Source organism: Pectobacterium peruviense (assembly GCF_002847345.1).
GTDB lineage: Bacteria > Pseudomonadota > Gammaproteobacteria > Enterobacterales > Enterobacteriaceae > Pectobacterium > Pectobacterium peruviense.
Genome location: NZ_LXFV01000003.1, coordinates 67,311 through 90,414, shown reverse-complemented (window position 1 = coordinate 90,414; position 23,104 = coordinate 67,311). Strand labels below are relative to the sequence as shown.

20 protein-coding genes are annotated in these 23,104 nt (G+C 52.7%); 10 read left to right on the top strand and 10 right to left on the bottom strand.

Annotation, left to right across the window (positions count from 1 at the left end; all coding sequences use genetic code 11):
* The first annotated feature begins 143 nt into the window (after positions 1 to 143).
* Positions 144 to 884, top strand: coding sequence for a GntR family transcriptional regulator (locus A0G03_RS03745; protein WP_048260983.1), 741 nt, complete (start codon positions 144 to 146; stop codon positions 882 to 884).
* Positions 885 to 956: 72 nt separating this feature from the next.
* On the opposite strand, the gene A0G03_RS03740 is transcribed toward A0G03_RS03745, so the two are convergent.
* Positions 957 to 2,429 (bottom strand): sensor domain-containing diguanylate cyclase, encoded by a 1,473-nt coding sequence (locus A0G03_RS03740; RefSeq protein WP_048260982.1) that lies wholly within the window; start codon positions 2,427 to 2,429, stop codon positions 957 to 959.
* Positions 2,430 to 2,704: 275 nt separating this feature from the next.
* Here A0G03_RS03740 and A0G03_RS03735 point away from each other — a divergent pair, with 275 nt between their 5' ends.
* Positions 2,705 to 3,628: a lipid kinase gene (locus tag A0G03_RS03735; RefSeq protein WP_048260980.1), complete on the top strand. Its 924-nt coding sequence runs from the start codon at positions 2,705 to 2,707 to the stop codon at positions 3,626 to 3,628.
* A gap of 63 nt (positions 3,629 to 3,691) precedes the next feature.
* Here the strand turns inward: A0G03_RS03735 and A0G03_RS03730 are convergent, their stop codons facing one another.
* The 3 genes from A0G03_RS03730 to moeA form a co-directional block, all read right to left on the bottom strand.
* On the bottom strand, positions 3,692 to 4,291 hold the full coding sequence (locus A0G03_RS03730) for a nitroreductase family protein (RefSeq protein WP_048260978.1): 600 nt from the start codon (positions 4,289 to 4,291) through the stop codon (positions 3,692 to 3,694).
* Positions 4,292 to 4,397: 106 nt separating this feature from the next.
* Positions 4,398 to 5,150 (bottom strand): molybdopterin-synthase adenylyltransferase MoeB, encoded by a 753-nt coding sequence (moeB, locus tag A0G03_RS03725; protein WP_048260976.1) that lies wholly within the window; start codon positions 5,148 to 5,150, stop codon positions 4,398 to 4,400.
* Between the two features lie 2 nt (positions 5,151 to 5,152).
* Positions 5,153 to 6,388 carry a molybdopterin molybdotransferase MoeA gene (gene moeA, locus A0G03_RS03720; protein ID WP_048260974.1) on the bottom strand — a complete coding sequence of 412 codons (1,236 nt, stop codon included), beginning with the start codon at positions 6,386 to 6,388 and terminating at the stop codon, positions 5,153 to 5,155.
* 749 nt (positions 6,389 to 7,137) lie between these two features.
* On the opposite strand from moeA, the gene A0G03_RS03710 reads away from it, so the two are divergent.
* From A0G03_RS03710 to gsiD, 4 genes are all read left to right on the top strand, one after another.
* A complete protein-coding gene (locus tag A0G03_RS03710) occupies positions 7,138 to 9,039 on the top strand; it encodes a dipeptide ABC transporter ATP-binding protein (RefSeq protein ID WP_048260972.1) in 1,902 nt (633 codons plus the stop codon).
* Positions 9,040 to 9,064: 25 nt separating this feature from the next.
* Positions 9,065 to 10,609: a glutathione ABC transporter substrate-binding protein GsiB gene (gene gsiB / locus A0G03_RS03705; RefSeq protein WP_198528819.1), complete on the top strand. Its 1,545-nt coding sequence runs from the start codon at positions 9,065 to 9,067 to the stop codon at positions 10,607 to 10,609.
* A 109-nt stretch (positions 10,610 to 10,718) separates the two neighbouring features.
* The gene (gsiC, locus tag A0G03_RS03700) at positions 10,719 to 11,639 is read left to right on the top strand and encodes a glutathione ABC transporter permease GsiC (protein ID WP_048260969.1); all 921 of its coding nucleotides are present in this window, start codon (positions 10,719 to 10,721) and stop codon (positions 11,637 to 11,639) included.
* Positions 11,640 to 11,648: 9 nt separating this feature from the next.
* Entirely contained in the window at positions 11,649 to 12,554 is a 906-nt protein-coding gene (gene gsiD / locus A0G03_RS03695) for a glutathione ABC transporter permease GsiD (RefSeq protein WP_048260968.1), read from the top strand.
* 55 nt (positions 12,555 to 12,609) lie between these two features.
* Here gsiD and A0G03_RS03690 read toward each other — a convergent pair whose 3' ends face one another.
* The 6 genes from A0G03_RS03690 to bioA all read right to left on the bottom strand — a co-directional run bounded on the left by A0G03_RS03690 (position 12,610) and on the right by bioA (position 19,282).
* The gene (locus A0G03_RS03690) at positions 12,610 to 14,307 is read right to left on the bottom strand and encodes an NAD-dependent malic enzyme (protein ID WP_048260966.1); all 1,698 of its coding nucleotides are present in this window, start codon (positions 14,305 to 14,307) and stop codon (positions 12,610 to 12,612) included.
* Positions 14,308 to 14,516: 209 nt separating this feature from the next.
* On the bottom strand, positions 14,517 to 15,407 hold the full coding sequence (gene cdd, locus A0G03_RS03685) for a cytidine deaminase (protein ID WP_048260961.1): 891 nt from the start codon (positions 15,405 to 15,407) through the stop codon (positions 14,517 to 14,519).
* Between the two features lie 175 nt (positions 15,408 to 15,582).
* Positions 15,583 to 16,278 carry a CidB/LrgB family autolysis modulator gene (locus A0G03_RS03680; RefSeq protein ID WP_048260956.1) on the bottom strand — a complete coding sequence of 232 codons (696 nt, stop codon included), beginning with the start codon at positions 16,276 to 16,278 and terminating at the stop codon, positions 15,583 to 15,585.
* Positions 16,278 to 16,685, bottom strand: coding sequence for a CidA/LrgA family protein (locus A0G03_RS03675; RefSeq protein WP_048260950.1), 408 nt, complete (start codon positions 16,683 to 16,685; stop codon positions 16,278 to 16,280). Before A0G03_RS03675 ends, A0G03_RS03680 begins: the two co-directional genes overlap by 1 nt.
* A 225-nt stretch (positions 16,686 to 16,910) precedes the next feature.
* Positions 16,911 to 17,705: a GH12 family glycosyl hydrolase domain-containing protein gene (locus A0G03_RS03670; protein WP_048261149.1), complete on the bottom strand. Its 795-nt coding sequence runs from the start codon at positions 17,703 to 17,705 to the stop codon at positions 16,911 to 16,913.
* Between the two features lie 272 nt (positions 17,706 to 17,977).
* Entirely contained in the window at positions 17,978 to 19,282 is a 1,305-nt protein-coding gene (bioA, locus tag A0G03_RS03665) for an adenosylmethionine--8-amino-7-oxononanoate transaminase (protein ID WP_048260945.1), read from the bottom strand.
* 95 nt (positions 19,283 to 19,377) lie between these two features.
* On the opposite strand from bioA, the gene bioB reads away from it, so the two are divergent.
* Genes bioB through bioD form a run of 4 tightly spaced genes read left to right on the top strand, consistent with a single transcriptional unit; the run spans position 19,378 to position 23,027 of the window.
* Positions 19,378 to 20,415, top strand: a complete 1,038-nt coding sequence (gene bioB / locus A0G03_RS03660) for a biotin synthase BioB (RefSeq protein WP_048260939.1) — start codon at positions 19,378 to 19,380, stop codon at positions 20,413 to 20,415.
* Between the two features lie 39 nt (positions 20,416 to 20,454).
* Complete coding sequence (gene bioF / locus A0G03_RS03655) at positions 20,455 to 21,612, top strand: 8-amino-7-oxononanoate synthase (protein WP_048260932.1); 1,158 nt, start codon at positions 20,455 to 20,457, stop codon at positions 21,610 to 21,612.
* On the top strand, positions 21,593 to 22,354 hold the full coding sequence (gene bioC, locus A0G03_RS03650; RefSeq protein WP_048260925.1) for a malonyl-ACP O-methyltransferase BioC: 762 nt from the start codon (positions 21,593 to 21,595) through the stop codon (positions 22,352 to 22,354). Before bioF ends, bioC begins: the two co-directional genes overlap by 20 nt.
* On the top strand, positions 22,347 to 23,027 hold the full coding sequence (gene bioD / locus A0G03_RS03645; RefSeq protein WP_048260917.1) for a dethiobiotin synthase: 681 nt from the start codon (positions 22,347 to 22,349) through the stop codon (positions 23,025 to 23,027). Before bioC ends, bioD begins: the two co-directional genes overlap by 8 nt.
* Positions 23,028 to 23,104: the final 77 nt, after the last annotated feature.

The window sequence follows — 23,104 nt, the reverse complement described above, 5'->3', positions numbered from 1 at the left end:
CATGGACTGTGAAGTTAAATATCCGTACATGTTTAAATGTCCGGACATGTTGTATTTATAACATCATGTCCGGACAAGTTAGGGAAGCAGTGAAATGTCATTTTGTGATGCAGGGCATCAATATTGATTAAGAGCGTGAGCCGATGAAAGAACCCTTGTATAAGCGCATTGCCCGTGAACTCAGCCAGAATATAACGCTAGGCCAGTACCCAACTGGCTCGTTGATTCCCTCCGAGCTGGAGCTCTGTGAGCTGTATCAGGTTAGCCGCCATACCGTCAGGGAGGCGCTGCGCGATCTAACAGAGGCGGGTTTGCTATCCCGTCGCAAGGGCGTGGGTTCCGTTGTTGTCGATAATGATGAAAAGCGGGAGCGCAACCATCCTCTGGCCAGCCTTGAGGATCTGTTCGTGTTGGCTAAAACCAACCTGCGCGTAGTGAAGAAGATTGATGAAATCGTAGCGGATGTTGAGCTGGCACAGATTATCGGTGGCAAGCCGGGCGATCGCTGGCTGCATATTGCCAGTATTCGTGAAGACAGCCAGAAAAAGGACTCCCCGATATGCTGGACTGATAGCTACGTTAGCCCGGATTATGCCAAGGTCAAAAGTCTGGTACGCAGCGATCCGTTTGCTTTGATTAGCGATTTAATTGAAAAACATTATGGCGTGCAGGGGGAAGAAGTGCGTCAGACGATTTCTGCCGTTGGCGTTCCGGCCAAAATAGCGAAAACGCTGGGCGTTGACGTCGGCTACCCGGCATTAAAAATCGTACGTCATTATCTTGACCGCTCTGGAAACGTCTTTGAAACCACGGTATCGATCCATCCGGCAGACCGATATACCTGCTCCATTACGCTGAAACGCCAAACGGGCAACCGAACGTAATCCGCTTAATACCTTATGCTCGCTTCCTGTCTACATGTGCCTGCATGCGTAATGCAGGCTCCACGCTTGTTGCTACTGCGAGCGCACTACCTGATTGCGTCCCTGCTGTTTGGCTTGATAAAGCGCGATATCGGCGCGGTTTATCAGCATACTGAGCGTTTCTCCGGCCCGATATTCAGCAACGCCGCAGCTGACCGTTACCTGAATAATCCCTTCACGATAGGGAAGGTGCGCTATTTCAATACTCTGGCGTAGCGCTTCGGCGCGCTGTTGTGCGGCGTTGATATCGCAATCGTCGAGCAGAATGACAAATTCTTCACCTCCCCAACGGCAGGATTGATCGCTGGAGCGAGTATTGGTCGACAAGATGGCGGAGACTTCTTGTAAAACCAGATCTCCGACGTTGTGACCATACCTGTCATTGATTTTCTTGAAGTGGTCAATATCAATGAGAAGAATGGAGAGCGACTTGTGCTGTAAGGCATTTCTCGTACCGAGCCGATGGAATAAGTAATCAAATGCCTGTCGGTTCATGAGGCCGGTTAATTTGTCGGTCGTGGCCATTTGTTCCAAACGGCGCTGATATCCACCAATGGTCAACCACAGTAGAAATAAGAAGAGAATGCTGACAAACGTGCTGATACCAAGATTTTTTAGCAGCGTGTCGAATAGCCGCTTTTCACTGGGATGGCTGGTTTGTTCTACCATCAAATACCAACCGAATTCAGGAATTAACCGAGTGTTAAGGAAAACATGATCCTCGTTTGATTGGTATTCATACGCACCGCCGGGAACGGTCAGGATCGTTGTGGCAATAGTGCCCAATCCCTGCTGTTGCTGAATCTTGAGGGGGCGGTTATACGTTTCTCCATGTAAGGTAATATTACCTTCTTTATCAATGAAATAGATTTTTCGGTTATAGCGTTGCTCATATTTCTCAATAAGGAGTTTAACGCGTTCAACTGGAATACCTACGCCGGTAATGCCGATAAAGTTGCCTTCATAGTCCACGACTTTGTGATTGATAAAAATATCAAGACGCGTGTGATTCTCAGGGTCGAACGAGATATCGATGGCATAAGGCATCTCGTCTGATAGCGTGCGGTGTTGGAAATACCACTGATCGTCTTGTGAATCTTCTGAGACGGTTTTCAGGATGCGCTGTGGATCGTAGTAGCGCTTGGTTTTATCCGAAATAAAGAAAGAAAATACGGTATCAAAGCGACGATCGATTTCTCGCAGGTAGCGGAACATAGCTTGCGGATCGTTTTCGTCCTTCAGCACCCAATCGCGTAGAAAGGTGTCGTGCGCCATCAGCGATGAAATAAAGATAGGTTTTAACAAGTCCTGCTGGATTTCAGAATAGACATTATCACTGGTCAGCGGCAGAGTATTTCCTTCGATTTCTTCTTCCAATGATTCTTTAGCCACTTCATAACTGGTCCAACTAATCACCAGAAATGCGGCGAGCAGCATTGCGCCGAGTATTATGATTGCGCGTGTTTTGTCCAGCCAGCGTGAGTTATTGATGAATCCAGTCTGCAAAATAATATCCCCAGAGAATCATTGATGAAGTAGGTGAATAAGTCTCTGTTTTCACCTAAAAATTGTGGTGCAACATTTTACTGGACTGACGGCGTAACACTATTGGGTAAATGAATCGCTGACTCGTAGGATTCAGTATAGTGGTTACATTGTGGAAGTATTAGAGCAGATTGCCGGAACGTAATGTTTTGTATTGTACTGTGGGCTTTTTAAAGCTCCCTTGTCGGTTTGATTATCCGTATGGTTAGATTCAATCAAACAATAATGTTGGGTGGATGACCATGAGCCATTATTCAGCAGCGAAGGAATCGGGCCCAACAGCGCTTTTATTGATTAATAAGCATGCGCGAAATGGTGATTCCTCTGCTCGCGATGTGAAACAGTTATTACAGCAAAGCCAGATTACCCTCGTCGAACCTGATGAAAAAGAGACAGGCTCATACAGTGATATTATACGTGCCTATGCGGGGCGGGTTGACTTCGTCATTGTTGGCGGTGGTGATGGTACATTAAATTCAGCGGCTCCTGGTCTGGTCGATACCGGATTGCCGCTGGGCGTGCTGCCATTAGGCACGGCAAATGACTTTGCCCGTACGGTGGGGATTCCCAGAGATATTCGGCAGGCCATTCAGATTATTATCAGCGGTCAGCGGCGTGCGGTTGATTTGGGGGACGTTAACGGGCATCTGTTCTTTAATGTCTCCAGCATTGGGTTTTCTGCGGCACTGGCGCGCGGGCTGTCCGCTAAGTCCAAAAAGCGCTGGGGCACATTAGGTTATGCACTGGCGGCCTTTAAGCTGCTGAAACAAAGTCGTCCCTTCCGCGTTGAGATCGAACATGACGGCATCAAAGAGCGGGTTAAAACCGTGCAGGTGTCGGTGGGGAATGGGCGTTTCTACGGCGGTGGCATGGCGGTAGCACAGAGTGCCGCGCCTGATGATGGTCAGTTGGATGTGTATAGTCTGGAAGTCTCCCACTGGTGGGAAATGGTGGCGCTGATCCCCTTTATCCGTCGGGGGACGCACGGGCGCTGGCGCAAAGTTCGTGCCTTTTCCGCCAGACAGCTGACGTTGAGTACCTCAAGGCCACACGATATTAATGCGGACGGCGAGTTAATCGGCAAAACGCCCGCGGTGTTCGGGATCAGAGAAAAGGCGATTCAGGTTCTTGCGCCGCCAGCACCCAGTGATAATGGATAGACCGCAAACAAACAGGGACACCGCATGGCGTCCCTGTTTGTTCATAAAGAATGATTCAGTGGATTATTTAAATACGCGGAAACGTTCTTCAAAGGCAATATAGGTTTTCTCACCAGCGGGTTGCTCTACGGAACCGAATGGCATTTGAGCACGCAGTTTCCAACTGGCAGGCAGATTCCACTGTGCTTTGACATCATCGTCGATCAGCGGGTTGTAGTGCTGGAGTGAGGCACCAATTTTTTCCTGCGCCAGCGTCGACCACACGGCGAACTGGGCGATGCCGGTTGAGTGCTCTGACCAAACCGGGAAGTTATCGGCATAAAGTGCGAACTTTTCCTGTAGCGCTTCAATTACGCTAGTGTCTTCAAAGAACAGGACGGTTCCTGCGCCGGCGGCGAACGAAGCGAGTTTGCCTTCTGTTGGGGCAAAGGCGTCCGCAGGCACAATTTTCTTCAGTTGCTGTTTAACAATATCCCACAGCTTGTGGTGCTGCTCGCCGAACAGAATGACAACGCGGGAAGTTTGTGAATTAAAAGAGGAGGGGCTTTCATTAACAGCTTCGGTAATGAGCGCGGTAACCTGATCTTCTGATATCGGTAATTTATTACCGATGGCATAGATTGAACGACGGGCCTTGATTGACTGCAAAAAAGCATTACTCATGGTGTGTTCCTCAGTTTACGTGATGACTTACCTTAATACTGTGTCACTGATTTTTGCCGTATTCAATGACTTATCGTGCCGGATACCAATCTTTCCACTTTCTGCTTTACCCGCCGCAGACGTCGCAGCGGGGGTTTTTCGGCAGCGTAATTTCGCGAAATTGCAGCGTCATCGCATCGAACATCAGCAAACGACCGGTGGTCAGCTTGCCATAGCCCGTTAGCAGCTTAATGGCTTCCATCGCCTGCAAGCTTCCGATAGTCCCCACCAGCGGCGACATCACGCCCGCTTCGATGCAGGTCAGTGCATTGGCTCCGAACAGGCGGCTGAGACAATGGTAGCAAGGTTCATCGGGCTGATAGGTAAAGACGCTGATTTGGCCTTCCATCCGAATCGCTGCTCCGGAGATCAGCGGTTTTTTGAGCTGAAAGCCAATGCGGTTCAGGCGATTACGGATAGCAACGTTGTCGGTACAGTCCAACACTGCATCGTGCTGGCTGAACAGTTCGCTCAATGCGTCATCATCGAGATCGCCATCAACGGTATCAAGCGAAAGATGCGGGTTCATGTCGGATAACGTCAGATGCGCCGATTCGACTTTTGCCATCCCGATACGGTGATCGCGGTGCAGAACCTGACGTTGCAGGTTAGACAGAGAAACGGTATCAAAATCCAGCAGCGTCAAGTGGCCGACGCCTGCCGCAGCAAGATACTGCGCGGCGGCACAGCCCAGACCGCCCAGCCCGACAATCAGCAGGCGTGAAGCCTTGAGCTTTTCCTGCCCGTCGAAATCAAAGCCGCGCAGAACAATCTGTCGATTGTAGCGCAGCATTTCTTCATCGCTCAGTTCCGGCAACATACTCAGTGTCCCAGCAGGGCGTTGAAGGGCTCGATTTCTACCCATTCACCGGCAGCGACGCGTCCACGATCCTGCTCAAGTACGATGAAACAGTTACCGAGGCTAAACGAGCTGAAAACGTGCGAACCCTGATGCCCGGTGGTTCTCACTTCCAGCTCTCCCTGCGCGTTGCGGCTGAAAATGCCACGCTGGAAATCGGTGCGACCCGGCGTCTTTTTCAGTGCGCTGGTGGTTTTGACGCGTACACGCGGTGGCTGGTGCCATTGCGTATAACCAGACAGGCGAGCCAGCAGCGGCTGAACCAGTTGGTAGAATGTCAGCGCAGCGGAAACCGGATTCCCCGGCAGGCCGCAGAACCAGGCGTGTTGTAGCTTGCCGAAGGCGAAGGGTTTACCGGGTTTAATCGCCAGTTTCCAGAAATGGATGTCACCCAGTTCATCCAGCATTTGCTTGGTGTAATCGGCTTCGCCAACGGAAACGCCGCCGCTGCTAATTACCAGATCGGCAAGCTGGTCAGCCTCATGGAATGCGGCACGCAGCGCGTCAGGATCATCTCGGATGATGCCCAGATCGTGCACCTCGCAGCCCAGTTGTTCCAGCATCAAACGCACGGCGAAGCGGTTGGTATCATAAATCTGACCGTCTTCGAGCGGCTCGCCGACGCGTTGCAGCTCATCACCGGTTGAAAACACCGCGACTTTCAGACGGCGTACCACGTCAATCTGCGCAATCCCCAGCGACGCTAGCAGCGGCAGTTCCGCTACGCCTAGCTTGCAACCGGCGGGCAGCACGCTGGCACCCGCCTGAATATCTTCTCCCGCCAGACGAATATTCTGGCCGGGTTTTACCTCATGAGGGAAACGGATGCCGTTCTCGCTGACTTCAGCCTGTTCCTGCATGATCACTGCGTCGGCGCCTGCGGGAATCGGCGCACCGGTCATGATGCGAATGCAGGTTCCGGCAGGCCATTCGCCAGTGAAAGGCGCGCCAGCGAAGGCTTTACCCGCCAGAGGCAGCGGTGCCGCAGCGGACAAATCGGCGCAGCGTACGGCATAGCCATCCATCGCGGAATTGGCAAAAGGCGGGACGTTAATCGGAGAGGCGATAGCATGGGCAGTGATCCGTCCTGCGGCGTCGAACAGGGATACGCGCTCTGTCTCGGTAAGGGAAGGAGCCTGAGAAAACATATTTTCCAGAGCTTGTTCAAGAGTCAGTAAACCTGAGTTAACGCTTTCCATCTTCACTCCACCGTTTTTTATCAATACAAAATACAACGTGTTTCATCAATACGACTGATTACATCAATAAGCATCGTGTTCCGCCGACGTGTTGTGCACGGGCGAAAATCGGTTTCCTATGCCAGTATTAATTATGTCAGAGTTCGTAACGTGGGTGAATGTACGCAGGTCAAGGAATACGGCTTTTATACCCGTCATACTTCAAGTTGCATGTGCGTTGGCTGCGTTCAAATACTCGGCCCGTCGTGGGCCTCGCCCTGAAGGGCCGCTGCAAGCAGCGTTCAAATCTGCTCCCGGCAGATTTGTCACCCGAATCACTTACCGGAGTAAGCTCATCGGGATGCCTTCTCTTGCCGCGTTATTCGGCCTTATGGCTTCACCCCTTCGGGGTCAGCGCAAGCACTGTTCAAAAACGCCTTGCCGTTTTTGTCCTGAAACTCGAATTATTTAGGGTATAGCGCATGACTCGTCAGGCATCAAACGACAAGGATGGGGTGCGAAAGCGTCACTTTTTTCCCACAAGTCGAACTACTTCGGGCAAAGGTGTGTGCATCTGCGTGAGAGTTCACGCCTTACGGCGCGTCTATCTGGCGGTTAACTTAATGTTATAAAAAGAATTTTTCACTGTGTTGATTTCAGTTTCCGCTTTACATCATACCTTGCGCTAAATATAGTCGAAAACCGCTGATAATTTGTCCCTGATCGCGCTGCGCTGATTTTAGCCGCATTTATATGGAGATTCGCCGTTCATGTTGCCCACACAGGATCATTATTCCTCGCTGTCTTCCCCTGTCCCGGGGCTGATCTTGCCTGAAAAACGGGTGGTAGAGGTGCGCAACCTGAGTGTCTATTTCGAGCAGCAGGGGCAGCGGACGGACGCGGTACGTAATTTGACGTTCTCTGTCGATCGGGGGGAAACGCTGGCTATCGTCGGAGAGTCGGGCTCGGGCAAGTCGGTCACGTCGCTGGCGCTGATGCGTTTGGTCGAACATGCAGGTGGGGTGATTCATCAGGGAGACATGCTATTTCGTCGCCGTGATGGGCAGGTACTGGATCTTCGCGGCGCTCGGCAGCGGATGATGCGAACGTTGCGGGGTGCGGATCTGGCGATGATTTTCCAGGAGCCGATGATATCGCTGAATCCGGTTTTCCCTGTTGGTGAACAGATAGCTGAGTCAATTCGTTTGCATCAGAGAATGGACAGGCGTGCCGCGCGTGCAGAGACGTTGCGTATGCTGGATCTGGTCAGAATACCGGAAGCGCGCAACGTGCTGGATCGCTATCCCCATCAGCTTTCTGGCGGAATGCGCCAGCGGGTCATGATTGCGATGGCGCTGTCCTGCAAGCCGTCTCTGCTGATTGCTGATGAACCTACGACCGCCTTGGATGTCACCATTCAAGCGCAAATTCTGCAACTTATCCGTGTACTACAGCGTGAAATGGACATGGCCGTGATTTTCATCACCCATGACATGGGCGTGGTGGCGGAAGTGGCTGAGCGTGTATTGGTGATGCACCGAGGGGAAAGCGTCGAAGCGGCCAGCGTGGGGCAGATCTTTACTGCGCCGCAGCACCCCTATACGCAGGGGCTTTTAGCGGCGGTTCCGGCGTTAGGTTCGATGCGCGGACAACCGTTCCCAGCAAAATTCCCGCTGCTGGATCAAAATACGGCGCGCCTTGCGGACAACGTGCCGCAGGATACCGTTCCCGTGGATGCCGCGCCGATCTTGCAAGTCAGCAATCTGGTGACGCGCTTTCCGATCCGCAGCGGATTACTGAACCGCGTGACCCGGCAGGTGCACGCGGTAGAAAAAGTGAGCTTCGATCTCTGGCCGGGCGAAACACTCTCGCTGGTGGGTGAATCGGGATGCGGCAAATCCACCACTGGCCGTGCGTTGCTCCAACTGGTTGAAAGCCAGAAGGGCGACATTACCTTTAATGGTCAGCGAATCAATCGGTTGAAAGGCGCGGCGTTACAACATCTGCGGCGCGACATTCAGCTAATTTTCCAGGATCCGTATGCCTCATTGGATCCCCGTTTGACGGTTGGATTCTCAATTATGGAACCGCTGTTGGTTCACAATATTTGTCGCCGACAGGAAGCGGAGAAACGCGTGGAATGGCTGTTGTCACGCGTAGGGTTGGAGCCTGAACACGCCCGACGCTATCCGCATGAGTTTTCTGGTGGACAGCGACAGCGCGTTTGCATCGCCAGAGCGCTGGCGCTGAATCCCAAAGTCGTCATTGCGGATGAGGCGGTATCCGCGCTGGACGTGTCGATTCAGGCACAAATCATCAATCTGATGCTAGAACTACAACGTGAGTTCGGCATCGCATTTTTGTTTATTTCACATGATATGGCGGTGGTCGAACGCATCAGTCATCGCGTGGCGGTGATGTACATGGGGCAGATTGTCGAGATCGGCCCGCGTCAAGACGTATTCGAACGACCCCGACACCCCTATACCCGCAAGCTGATGTCGGCTGTCCCAGTTGCCGATCCCTCACGCCGCCAGCGTGAGCAGGTATTGCTGGTTGATGAAATACCCAGCCCGATTCGGGCGATTGGCGATGAACCGACAACGGCACCTCTGGTTCAGGTTGGCGAGCGACACTTTGTGGCACACCATCCGATAGCCGGTGCTTATTGACAGGGATTCATAAGGAGAACGTAGCATGAGCGTAATGACAATACAGCGGCGCTGGTGGATGGCCGCAGGGGTAACCGCAGCAATGGTGGCATCACCTGCCTGGGCTGCCAAAGATGCAGTTATTGCCGTGGGTTCCACGTTTACCAGCTTGGATCCCTATGATGCCAATGACTCGCTATCGCAAACGGTGGCGAAATCATTCTATCAGGGGCTGTTTGGCTTCGATAAAGACATGAAGCTGATTAACGTGCTGGCGGACAGCTATGACGTCAGCCCAGATGGCCTGACGTACACCGTCAAATTACATCCTGGTGTTAAATTTCATGATGGATCGGCGTTTAACGCCGCTGCCGTCAAAGTGAATCTGGATCGCGCCAGTAATCCAGACAATCGCTTGAAGCGGTATAACCTGTTCAAGATGATCGACAAAACCGAGGCCGTGGACGATCTGACGGTGAAAATCACGCTAAAGACGCCGTTTTCGGCGTTTGTTAACAATCTAGCGCACCCAGCAGCAGTGATGATCTCGCCAGCGGCATTAACGCAGTACGGCAAGGAGATTGGCTTTCATCCGGTAGGCACCGGCCCGTATCGTTTTGTAGCCTGGAATCAGACCGATTTTGTCAAAGTTGAGAAATTCAGCGGCTACTGGAAGGCGGGGCTACCTAAACTAGACAGCATTACCTGGCGTCCGGTGGTGGATAACAATACGCGTGCGGCACTGTTGCAAACCGGCGAAGCACAGTTTGCTTATCCGATACCGTTTGAGCAGGCCAAGGTATTGGAGAAGAATGACAAGCTGGCGCTGGTGGCGTCACCGTCGATTCTGCATCGCTACATCAGCATGAATGTCACGCAGAAACCGTTTGATAATCCGAAAGTCCGGCAGGCGCTGAACTACGCGATAAACAAAGAGGCGCTGATTAAAGTGGCGTTCTCCGGCTATGCAACGCCAGCCGAAGGGCCACTGCCGAACAGCATCGATTATTCGGTAAAATATCATCCATGGCCTTACGATCCGGCCAAAGCGCGCGAGCTGCTGAAAGAAGCGGGCTACCCAGATGGTTTTACTACCACGCTTTGGTCGTCACATAACCACAGTACGGCGCAGAAAGTCTTGCAGTTTACGCAGCAACAGCTGGCACAGGTTGGCGTGAAAGTGCAGGTGACGGCGATGGATGCGGGGCAACGCGCGGCGGAAGTGGAAGGTAAAGGCGTTAAAGAAACGGGCGTCCGCCTGTTCTACACCGGTTGGTCGGCATCGACGGGCGAGGCAGATTGGGCGCTGTCGCCGCTGTTTGCTACGGCCTCCTGGCCACCGGCACAGTTCAATACGGCGTTTTACAGCAACTCGCAAGTTGATGCGGATCTGGCTAATGCGCTGAAAACGACGGATCGAGCGGAAAAGCAGAAACTGTATAAGGATGCGCAGGATAAAATCTGGGCCGATGCGCCGTGGATTTTCCTGGCGACAGAGCGTTTAGTATCGGCTAACAGCAAGAAACTGACGGGATTCTACGTCATGCCAGATACGTTGTTCAGTTTTGAGGATGCCGATCTGACGGAATAATTCACGGCAAAAGAATGACCAGGGAGTCGGGTGGCCGTCAGGCTACCCGCTGTGGTCAACACGCGTCTACTTATAGGAGAGCCTGACACATGTATGTGGAAAACCGTTCATGCTGAATTATTTTATTAAACGGTTACTGGGGCTGATCCCCACGCTCCTGATTGTTATGGTGCTGGTGTTTCTGTTCGTTCATCTGCTGCCCGGCGATCCGGCGCGTTTGGCGGCTGGGGGGGAAGCCGATGCTGCCGTGATCGAAATGGTGCGGCAGGATTTGGGCTTGGATAAATCGCTGCCACACCAGTTCTGGCACTTCTTGACCCATATTCTGCAAGGGGATTTGGGGACGTCGATGGTGTCGAAACGGCCGGTCACGGAAGAGATAGCCATGCGTTTTATGCCAACGTTTTGGCTGACGGTTTGCAGCATGGCGTGGGCGGTGATTTTTGGCATGGCGATCGGCATCGTGTCCGCCGTGTGGCGTAACGGCTGGCCGGACAGGATCGGAATGACGTTGGCGGTATCTGGCCTCTCTTTCCCTGCGTTTGCGCTCGGCATGCTGTTAATGCAGATTTTTTCCGTTGAGTTAGGTTGGCTACCGACGGTGGGGGCGGATACCTGGCTGCACTACATCTTGCCTTCGCTGACGTTGGGGGCGGCAGTCGCGGCAGTGATGGCGCGTTTCACCCGTGCGTCGTTTGTTGATGTCTTGCAGGAAGATTATATGCGTACGGCGCGGGCAAAAGGCGTGCGCGAATCGCTGGTTGTGGTGAAGCATGGGCTGCGCAATGCACTGATTCCGGTGGTCACCATGATGGGGCTGCAATTTGGCTTTTTGCTCGGTGGATCCATCGTTGTGGAGAAGGTTTTCAACTGGCCGGGGCTCGGGCGGTTGCTGGTTGATGCGGTGGAGATGCGTGACTATCCGGTAATTCAGGCGGAAGTGTTGCTGTTTTCGCTGGAGTTTATTCTGATTAATTTGCTGGTCGACATGCTGTATGCCGCGATTAATCCAGCCATTCGTTATAAATAAGGAAAGGGAATGAGACACTGGCGACGTAAAGCTATGCTGGCGACGCTCCCTGTCATTAGGGATAAACCGGTTCGTACGCCGTGGCGTGAATTCTGGCGGCGTTTTCTTCAGCAGCACGTGGCGGTGGCTGCTGGCCTGTTTGTGCTGCTGCTGGTTGCCATCGCTTTTTGGGCACCGTATCTGATGCCCTATGATGCCGAAAATTATTTTGATTATGATCGACTGAATGAAGGCCCTTCGTCGGCACACTGGCTGGGCGTGGATTCATTAGGGCGTGATATTTTCAGTCGGATCCTGATGGGGACGCGTATCTCGCTGGCGGCAGGCATTTTCTCGGTGCTGGTGGGGATGATGATTGGCACAACGCTGGGTCTGCTGGCGGGCTACTACGAAGGATGGGCAGACCGAATCATCATGCGCATATGCGATGTGCTGTTTGCCTTTCCCGGCATTTTGCTGGCGATTGCCGTTGTGGCGATTATGGGCAGCGGTATGGCAAATGTGGTTGTTGCCGTCGCGATTTTCAGTATCCCGGCTTTCGCCCGTCTGGTGCGAGGAAATACGCTGGTGCTGAAGCAGCTTACCTATATCGAATCTGCCCGCAGTATTGGTGCCAGCGACAGTATGATCCTCTTTCGGCATATTCTGCCCGGCTCAGTGTCTTCCATCGTGGTGTTTTTCTCAATGCGGATTGGAATGTCGATCATCACCGCCGCTAGCCTGTCATTTTTAGGTCTGGGCGCGCAGCCACCGATGCCCGAGTGGGGTGCGATGCTGAACGAAGCGCGATCGGACATGGTGATTGCTCCACATGTCGCGATCTTCCCGAGTCTGGCGATCTTTCTGACGGTATTGGCGTTTAATTTATTGGGCGACGGCCTGCGCGATGCGCTCGACCCGAAATTGAAAAGCTGAATAAAAAAAGCGCGACACCGAGTGCCGCGCTTTTCAGCAGTAAAACCGTCAGCAATTAAAACGAGGTACGTTTATAGCTGCGGTACTGTGGTTGCCAGAAGTTATGGTCAATCGCCTTCTGCAATGCATCGGCAGAGGTAACGACGGCCACACCTTGCAGCTGTGCGGCTTTACCCACTTCCAGTGCGATACGCTTGGACACCTGCTGGATATCGGACAGATCCGGCAACAGAGCGCCTTCACCGTTATTCGCCAGCGGCGAGCAGTCAGCCAGAGCACGGCTGGCAGCCATCAACATACCGTCAGTGATACGGTTGGCTCCCGACGCCAGTACACCTAGCCCGATACCAGGGAAGATATAGGAGTTGTTGCACTGCGCGATAGGGAAGACTTTATCTTGATAGTGAACCGGAGAGAACGGACTACCAGTCGCGACCAGCGCTGAGCCTTCTGTCCAGCGAATGATATCTTCTGGACGCGCTTCCACGCGAGATGTCGGGTTAGACAGTGGCATCACGATAGGACGAGCGCAGTGTTTGTACATTTCACGGATGATTTCTTCCGTGAACAGACCTGGCTGGCCGGATACACCGATCATGATGGTTGGCTTGGCATTGCGTACCACTTCCAGCAGTGAAATCGCGTCGCTGTTACAATCCCAATCAGCCAGCAACTCACTTTTCTGCACCAGTTTGCTCTGGAAATCGAGCAGGTTCGGCAGTTTGTCTGTCAGCAGACCGAAACGGTCAACCATGAAGACGCGTGCGCGTGCTTCCTCTTCGCTCAGCCCTTCCGACTTCATCTGCGCGATGATTTGCTCAGCGATACCACAGCCTGCGGAGCCTGCACCCAGGAAGGCAACGGTCTGATCGCGTAACTGTGTACCTGCTGCGCGGCTGGCGGCAATCAGGCTACCGATAGCGACGGCCGCGGTGCCCTGAATGTCATCGTTAAAGCTACAGATTTCATCACGATAGCGATTCAGCAGCGGTGTGGCGTTTTTCTGTGCGAAGTCTTCAAACTGCAACAGCACGTTCGGCCAACGGCGCTTCACGGCCTGAATGAATTCGTCAACGAATGCATAGTATTCGTCGTCGGTGATACGCGGATGGCGCCAACCCATATACAGCGGATCGTTCAGACGCTGCGGGTTGTTGGTACCCACATCCAGAACGACTGGCAGTGTGTAGGCTGGGCTGATGCCGCCACAGGCGGTGTACAGTGCCAGCTTACCGATCGGAATCCCCATACCGCCGATACCCTGGTCGCCCAGACCCAGAATACGCTCACCGTCGGTCACCACGATGACTTTCACGTTTTGTTTGGTGGCGTTTTGCAGCATATCGTCGATATGTGCGCGGTTAGGGTAGGAGATAAACAGGCCACGGGCGCGACGATAGATATCGGAGAAGTGTTCACAGGCTTCGCCAACGGTCGGGGTGTAGATGATTGGCATCATCTCACTGAGGTGACCATCCAGCAGGCGGTAGAACAGCGTCTCGTTGGTATCCTGAATGTTGCGCAGGTATACGTGTTTTTCAATATCGTGTTTGAATTCCTGATACTGGCGCCAGGCGCGTTCTGCCTGTTCTTCGATAGTTTCAACGGCTTCTGGCAGCAGGCCTGCAAGGTTAAAATCAGCGCGTTCTTCTTCAGTAAATGCGCTGCCTTTATTCAGCAGGGGAAATTCGAGCAAGATCGGACCAGCATAGGGGATGTAGAGAGGACGTTTGCTTTCGTATTCTAATTCCATGACTTTTTACTCTTCGGGTAACAGAAAAGACACTCAGGTGTTGTCGATGAAAAACTGCTGAGGATCTTAAATTACCCAGAGAATATGTACAGAAAATGTTAATTTAAATAGTTACAGATGGCTTGCATCTTGGCTGAAATACAGGCTTTATCGATTCACCTCTCTTTTTTCATCCTCATGCCGCTTAAATTTTGCGCCTCTCTCTTCTGTTATTCCTCAATAAAGTGGTGTTCAACGTCGGTGCAGCCCAGCTCGGCCAACATAATTTGTGAGATCGCCCAGTGGCTGACAACCGCATTACGGCGTTCAACGACAGCAGCGTGCTTAATGGTGCTCGAATCTTCGCCAGCAAGGTTCATCAAATTCAACGCGGATTGTAAAGGCGGCAGGCTAGGGTTGAACGCGGCATTTTCTGCGTAGCGTCCGGTATAGATGTTGCCGCTTGTAGTTTCCAGCGCAATGCCGCTGATAGCATTGCTGTAGGGGGCGTGGCTACGGTTGGCAGCATCCAACGCTTGACGCGTGAGCGCATTCACATTCTGCAAGGTCGCGCCGTGGTTGACGTCATCCATCAGCAGCGTATCGATTTGCAAATCGACGGGGCCAAAGGCATCCGGTAGATAGTGACTGAGTACGGCTGGTTGACGACCCGGCAACTGAATACGCAGCGATGCTGCATTACGCAATTCATTCATAAATTGGCGACAATGGCCGCATGGCGTGTAGTTCACGGTCACGGCCCGCAATCCACGCTCATTACGCAGCCAGGCATGGCTGACGGCGCTTTGTTCTGCATGCACCGTTTGCTGAAGCTGAACGGCGGTAAACTCCATATTGGCACCAAAGTAGAAATTGCCGCTGAGTCCTTGCGCAATGGCACCAACCTGAAAATTCGAGATAGAGGCTTGTGCGCAGGCGGCAGCCAGAGGCAATAGTGCAAAGGCCAACGCATCGGCGTCTAGCTGGGTGGCCTCGCAGACTGCACTCACCTCGTCAGCGGTTAGCATGGCGGCGAAATCTGGTTTATCGATCAATGGGCCGAGCGCGTTTTGCAAACTGGCAGATAATTGCTGGAAGGCGTTTTCAAATCGTGGATGCATGTCGGCTTACTCTCTAATTACCCGTCAATGACGTCATGTTAGGGAGCAGAGTAGCAATAAATTGTGATAAAAATCTCTTTATTGAATGAAATGACTGCAAATTAACTACTAAATGCGAGATGTATCTCAATTTTATAGCGTGAACGATGCGGGTACACATCGTTCACATCAGGCTTCAGCCAGCAAAGTGCAAGAGCACGGGAAATACCAGCGGAGCGATCAGCGATGTGATGATCCCACATATGACCAGCGCCAGTGAACTGAATGCGCCTTCCTGATAATCGACCTCTGCGCTGCGCGCCGTGCCAAGTGCATGCGAGGCGGTGCCCATCGATAGCCCACGTGCGGCTTTGGTTTTGATACCTACACGGTTGAACAGGCTGTGGCCTAATACGGCACCAAGAATACCGACAAAAATCACGCAAACGGCGCTGATCGCTGGAATACCACCAATCGCGCCAGCGACAGCCATCGCAATGGGGGTAGTGACAGATTTTGGCAGTATTGAGGCGGCGATTTCTGGCGATGCGCCCATCCACAGTGCCACCAGCGTGCCGGAAATAATCGCCGTCAGGCTACCGATGAAGCACACGCTAAGGATCGACTTCCAGCGCGCGCGAATTTGGTGTAGCTGTTCATAAAGCGGGAACGCCAACGCGACTACCGCAGGTTGCAGCAGATCGTTAAGCACTTTGCTACCTTGAAAATAGTGCTCGTAGGGAATCTTCAACACTAGCAGCAGTGGAATAATAATCGCCATCGATACCAGCAGCGGGTTCAACAGGGAGATCTTGGTCAATACGGCCAGCTTACGTGCGGCGAAAAAGACGATCAGAGTAAGAGGCAGCGACCACCACAAATAGCTGAACATTATTCGTTATCCTTCGGCGGCGTGCGATCGCCAGCCATGACTCGTTCACGCTGCATAATCTGGGTACTGAAACCCACAACCAACATGACAATAAAGGTGCTGATCAGACAGGAAACCACGATGGGGCCAAACTGCTGGCTGACCAGATCGTAATAATTCATAACGCCAACGCCAATGGGGACGAACAGCAGCGCCATATGACGAATAAGGAGGTGGCAGCCCGGCTTTACCCACTGCGCGGGCAGGATCTGCGAGGCGAGTAGAGTGAACAAGACCAGCATGCCAATGATACTACCGGGGATAGTGAACGGAAGTAACGCGGATACCGCATTGCCTGCCAGCAGGCAGAGATAAATCAATGCGAAAGCGCGTAAATACTGCCAGCAAACGGTGAACGTATTACGCATGGGAAATTCCTGATTAGCAGAGGGGATTATCATAACGCTAATGGAATTTACGTGCCACAGCTCACGAATCTTGTTACGGGGGAGAAGGCTTTTCAGCCTAAAGAACGAGCAACGCCCGTCTTAACTGAGAATAAAAAGAGAAAGTCGGTGAGAGCAATCCGGTTCAGCCCTGCGTTAACGTGCTCATTGGCAGCTTACCAAGGAGGCGTTGAAACGCAAGATGCGTTATTTTACGTCTACGCTCCATTCGGTGATAGCGATTTGTCCCTCTCCGCCAAAGATCTCGGTGCCAAACTCAACGCTGCTGATATATTTTGTATCGCTCATCCATTTCTTTGTTTCCACTAAATAGTGGGTGAAATGACGAATATTGAGTGATGCACTGTTAGTGTTGGAAGTATGGACAAAAGAAAAGACATTCCAGCCCCCACCATTATCCGCATTGATCCAGCCTTTGAATACATTCCAACTGCTACCATCGAGGAAAACTGTTTCAATATAATCACCTGCAGGACCTGCATTGGTATCATTTAGCCAGATCATCAATTCGTCGGTAGGGGATGAGTCCCAGCTAGCTTTATCGGTGGTATGAAACCAAATGTCATAAGCCGCGTTGTAAGTGCCTGTTGCATTGATAGAATAAGTGACGTTACTGGTGATACTCTTATTACTGGATAATTGTATCGGCAATCCGCTATTTGACGTATAGCCAGCAGTCCAGTGCCAACCGCTCACCAGTGAGGGATAGGCTTTGACACTGTGGGTGCTGCTCGGCCAGTGCCAGTTCCACCCCATGCTGATTGGGCTATTATAGAAAATCGTCTGTTGCCATCCTTCTATTTCATCTTTTCCCCATACGTTATTGAATAGATAATATTTATTATTCTCAAAGTGGAGTTTATCAGCCTCTTTTGAGGAACTGGCGGCAGAGAATGCTAATGATGAGAGTAACAAGGAAGAGAATATTGCGGTTAATAAAACGCGGAAAATACGGTATGGGTGGGTATCCACAGTAAGCAGAATTAATCTATCTATAAATATGTTATTGATATATTTCAATCTGAAATTTAACACGCATTCATCCAGTGTATATTGTTGATTAAATATAATGTGTAGCTTAGCAGCTTATGTTATTTCGCGCTATGCTAGAGTGGTTTAGTGCATGATTTATGAATGAAATAGAAATTTTATTCATAGGGGGAATAATAAAGGCTGTAATAAATATAGATAATATAAAATAAAGCCATGGCGTTATGTTAAGGCGCCCGGAAGTGTGCGCCTTGTGCTGGCGATTATTCAAATAACTGTGCGTTATGGATGGCCGCACAGACGGCGTCGGTCAGCTTACGCAGTTCATCAGGTTGAATGATAAACGGCGGCATCAGATAAATGAGCCGACCAAACGGTCGAATCCAGACGCCACGCTCGACGAAGAAGCGCTGTAGTCGCGCCATATTAACCGGGCGCTGTGTTTCCACTACGCCGATAGCGCCTAACACGCGAACGTTCGCCACCAGTGGGGAATCTGCACTGGGTTGCAGCGCTGCTCGCAACTGCTGCTCAATATGTTGCACTTGCTGCTGCCAGCGGTTATCCGCCAGCAAGGACAGGCTGGCATTGGCTGCTGCACAGGCTAGCGGGTTACCCATAAATGTAGGGCCGTGCATAAAACAGCCTGCTGCACCGTTGCTGATGGTTTCAGCCACTGTACGGGTGGTCAGCGTGGCTGAGAGTGTCATATAGCCGCCAGTAAGCGCTTTTCCCAGGCACATAATATCCGGCGAAATTCCCGCATGCTCGCACGCAAACAGCTTGCCAGTGCGACCAAATCCGGTCGCAATCTCATCGGCAATCAGCAAGATACCCCATTGATCGCACAGTTCCCGTACTCGGCGCAGGTAGGCTGGATGGTAAAAACGCATCCCACCCGCACCCTGTACGATCGGCTCCAGAATCACGGCTGCGACCTCGTGAGCGTGCGCCGACAGCATCGCCTGTAATGGCGCGATATCGGCTTCTTGCCACTCGTCGACAAAACCGCCTTCGTTGATAGAAGCACAGGGCGGCGCATCGACAAATAAATGAGTCGGTAAATAACCTTGATACAGGCTATGCATCGAATTCTGTGGGTCGCATACGGACATTGCACCGAAGGTGTCACCGTGATAACCGTGACGCAGGGTAACAAAGCGCTGGCGAGTTTCGCCGCGCGCCTGCCAATATTGCAGCGCCATTTTCATCGCCACTTCGACTGCCACCGATCCTGAATCCGCTAGAAAAACGCATTCCAGCGCATCCGGCGTGATGTCCACGAGCTTACGACACAGCGCCACCGCTGCCGGATGCGTTATTCCGCCGAACATCACATGCGACATCTGGCTGAGCTGGGTCTGTACCGCCTGATTGATCACCGGATGGTTGTAACCGTGAATCGCTGCCCACCACGATGACATTCCATCAATCAGGCGACGTCCGTCATCCAGATGCAGCTCGACGCCGCTGGCCGAGGTGACCGGATAGCAGGGGAGCGGTTCTGTCATCGAGGTGTAGGGATGCCAAATATGGCGCTGGTCAAAAATGATGTCTTCCGGGCTCATGATGATCTTTCGTCAACCAAAATGGATTCTATTTGGTTGACAGTATATCGGGTTAATTTACACTGGCGAAACGATTTTAGTTTGGAGATGCCGAGATGGCTGACCGCATTTACTGGACGCTTGAGCAAGCGCAAGACTTATTTAATAAACCCTTTCTGGAACTGATGTTTGAAGCACAGCAGATCCACCGTCAGCATTTTGATCCCCGTCAGGTGCAGGTGAGCACGTTACTGTCGATTAAAACCGGCTCCTGCCCTGAAGACTGTAAATATTGCCCACAAAGCTCCCGCTATCGGACGGGAATTGATACTGAACGCTTGATGCAGGTCGAACAAGTGCTGGATTCCGCCCGTCAGGCGAAAGCCGCTGGGTCGACGCGCTTTTGTATGGGCGCAGCGTGGAAAAACCCGCACGAGCGTGACATGCCATATCTGGAACAGATGGTGCAAGGCGTCAAAGCGATGGGGATGGAAACCTGTATGACGCTGGGAACGCTGCACCACGATCAGGCAGAGCGTCTGGCGTCGGCCGGGCTGGATTTCTATAACCATAACCTCGACACCTCGCCAGAGTTTTACGGCAGCATCATTACCACCCGCACATATCAGGAGCGTCTGGATACGCTGGATAAAGTGCGCGGCGCGGGCATTAAAGTCTGTTCTGGTGGCATTGTTGGATTGGGGGAAACCGTGCGTGACCGCGCGGGGCTGTTGGTGCAATTGGCTAACCTGCCAACGCCGCCGGAAAGCGTACCGATCAACATGCTGGTTAAGGTGAAAGGAACGCCGCTGGCGGATAACGATGACGTCGATCCGTTTGACTTTATTCGTACTATTGCCGTGGCGCGAATCATGATGCCGGCCTCTTATGTGCGCCTGTCCGCCGGACGCGAGCAGATGAGTGAACAAACGCAGGCAATGTGTTTTATGGCTGGCGCGAACTCCATTTTCTACGGTTGCAAACTCTTAACGACGCCAAATCCGAAAGAAGACAAAGATCTAGCACTGTTCCTCAAATTAGGTCTGAACCCACAGCAAACAGGGACCAAATTTGGGGACAACCAACAGCAGCAGCGCTTGGCAGAGCAACTGATTAATGCTGATAGCGAGCAATTTTATAATGCTGCGGTATAGCGCCTTGTACGCAAACTGCTGGGTGAGGCGTGCGCAATCATGAGCTGGCAGCAACGTATTGAAGCCGCGTTGGTACAGCGTCAGCATGATGATGCTTACCGTGTGAGATTGGCTAATCAAGGCGGTAGCGGACGCTGGCTGATGCAGGGCGATCGCTGCTACCTGAATTTTTCCAGCAACGATTATCTGGGGCTGAGCCATCATCCCGAGATTGTGCGTGCCTGGCAGCAGGGGGCTGAGAAATATGGCATAGGCAGCGGGGGTTCCGGGCATGTGACGGGATATACCGATGCCCATGCCTCACTGGAAAACCAGCTTGCCGATTGGCTGGGTTACCCGCGTGCGTTGCTGTTTATTTCCGGCTATGCCGCAAATCAGGCCGTGGTGGCTGCGCTGGCACAGGCGGAAGATCGGATTTTTGCCGATAAACTCAGCCATGCTTCATTGCTGGAAGCTGCCGCACAGTCACCGGCGACGCTGCGGCGCTTTAAACACAATCAGGCGGATAGTCTACAAGCGCTGCTGGAGAAACCGACGGATGGCCAGACGCTGGTGGTGACCGAAGGCGTTTTCAGCATGGATGGCGATACTGCACCGTTGTCTGCGTTGCAGGCACAGTGCAGGGCGCACGATGGCTGGTTGATGGTGGACGATGCGCATGGGATTGGCGTGCTGGGCGATGAAGGGCGCGGGAGTTGCTGGCAGCAGGGCGTCAAGCCGGAACTGCTGATTGTCACGTTCGGCAAGGCGTTTGGCGTCAGCGGCGCGGCGGTGTTATGCGCCGAACCGCTGGCCGAATACTTCCTGCAATTCGCCCGTCATTTGATTTACAGCACCTCAATGCCTGCGGCACAAGCCTGTGCACTGAGTGCGGCAGTTAACTGTGTTCGGCAGGGTGATGCGCGGCGTGATGCGCTACGACGCAATATCGCGCTGTTTCGTGCGGGCTTTTCGAACTCGTCATATCAACTGATGAATTCACAGAGCGCGATTCAGCCGCTGATTGTTGGCGAGAACGCGCGAGCGCTGGCGCTGATGAACCATCTGCGTGAGCAGGGCGTGTGGGTTAGTGCGATGCGACCACCGACGGTGCCACCTGGCAGTGCGCGTTTGCGCATTACGCTGACGGCGGAACATCAACCGGAAGATATCAATCGCTTGCTTACGGTATTGCACCATGCTGACAGAAAACTATAACAAGCAGGCGATTGCGCAGGCGTTTGGGCGTGCGGCGGGGTGCTACGACCGCTTTGCCGAACTGCAACGCACCAGCGGAGAACGTTTGTTGACGCTGATGCCTGCGCATAGTGGGTTACAGGTGTTGGATGCGGGTTGTGGGACAGGACACTTTAGCCGTTACTGGCGTCAGGCTGGTAAACATGTGACTGCGCTGGATTTGTCCGCAGATATGCTGGCATATGCCCGTGAGCAGCATGTTGCAGATCGTTATCTGGAAGGGGATATCGAAAATCTGCCGTTGACGGATCGCAGTGTGGATATCAGCTACAGCAATCTGGCAGTGCAGTGGTGTGATTCACTGCCACGCGCGCTGGCAGAACTGTATCGGGTCACGCGGCTGGGTGGCGTTATTGTGTTTGCGACGTTGGCAGACGGCTCCTTAAGCGAACTGTCGCAGGCGTGGCAACGGCTGGATGGGACGCAGCGGACGAATCGCTTTCTGCCGCTCTCCGCTATCGAGTCGGCCTGCCAGCCTTATCGTCATCATCTGGTACAGGAACGTGAAGTGTGTCTTTTTCCCGATGTGCTGGCGCTGATGAAATCGCTGAAGGGGATCGGCGCGACGTGGCTGCATGAAGGGCGTTCGCCGGGGCTATTGAGCCGAGCACGTCTGGCGGCGTTGTCTGGCTGCTATCCGCAAGAACAGGGCGGCTGCCCGCTCAGCTATCAACTGGTTTATGGAGTGATTTATCGTGATTGAACGCTGGTTTGTGACGGGCACGGATACCGAAGTCGGGAAAACGGTCGCCAGCACGGCGTTGCTCCAGGCCGCTAATCAGGCAGGACACCGTACCGCAGGTTATAAGCCCGTAGCGTCCGGCTGTGAAATGACGGCAGAGGGGCTTCGTAACAGCGATGCACTGACGCTTCAGGCCAATAGCAGCGTCCATCTGGATTATCAGACGGTTAACCCACTGGCGTTTATGGAACCGACGTCACCACATATTATTAGTGCGGCGGAGCAGCGTCCTATCCATATCTCTACTCTGTCAGCAGGGCTACGGGTAGTAGAAACACAGGCTGATTGGGTGCTGGTGGAAGGCGCAGGCGGGTGGTTTACGCCGCTGTCGGAGCAGGACACGTTTGCTGATTGGGTGATACAGGAACAGCTTCCCGTGATTTTGGTGGTCGGTATCAAACTGGGGTGTATCAGCCACGCGATGCTCACCGTTCATGCTATCCAGCACGCTGGTCTGCGCCTTGGCGGGTGGATCGCTAATGACGTTATTCCGCCCGGAAAATGGCATCAGCCGTATCTGCAAACGCTGCAACAGCGCTTGCCTGCGCCGATGCTGGGTGAAATTCCTTATTTATCGGATCTTCTGCAACATAATCTGGGGCAGTATATTGATATTGGGTTATTAGCGGAGTAATTGACGTCATTAAGGCTTTTCAAGTCAGGGAAGAGTGGCTGAACAGGTATAAAACCAAGCGAGTCGTGCCGTCTGTG